Here is a 492-nt window from a genome sequence, read left to right on the forward strand (position 1 = left end):
CGGTCTACCAGCAGCCGGATTCCGTCAATGTCCGCCAAGATGTCCGTGGTGATGATGCTGTTTCTGTTTCCAGCCTTATTGATCGTATTGGCGGGGCCGGGTTTCACTGCCATCGCCAGGGCGTTTGCGCCTTAGAGCCGCATCATCGACGAACCGCTCGTAGCAGCTGCCGAGCCTGCGAGGCTGCGTTCGGCCGCAAAGCGGTCGTAAAATCAGGCAACGCGTTCTTTGAGGCAAACCGCATACACAGGGTTTGCGAGGACTGCGTCCTCGAACGCAGCCTCGCAGGCTCGACAGCTGCTACGAGCGGTTCATCCGCCGTATTTCAATGTTGTGTTGCCGCCAAAATAATCGCCGTCCCAAGTGGTTAAGGTTTGACGACATACTCCGCCGGTTCCTCAGGATCCAGATTGTCCAGCGCCCGGTCTACCAGCAGCCGGATTCCGTCAATGTCCGCCAAGATGTCCGTGGTGATGATGCTGTTTCTGTTTC

At 57.3% G+C, this 492-nt stretch carries 1 pseudogene; it reads left to right on the plus strand.

The features are described 5' to 3' along the window. Nucleotides 1-135: pseudogene (locus BK659_RS28400) on the plus strand (hypothetical protein); the annotation flags it as partial. Nucleotides 136-492 lie beyond the last annotated feature (357 nt).

This window comes from Pseudomonas brassicacearum (assembly GCF_003732225.1).
GTDB lineage: Bacteria > Pseudomonadota > Gammaproteobacteria > Pseudomonadales > Pseudomonadaceae > Aquipseudomonas > Aquipseudomonas brassicacearum_E.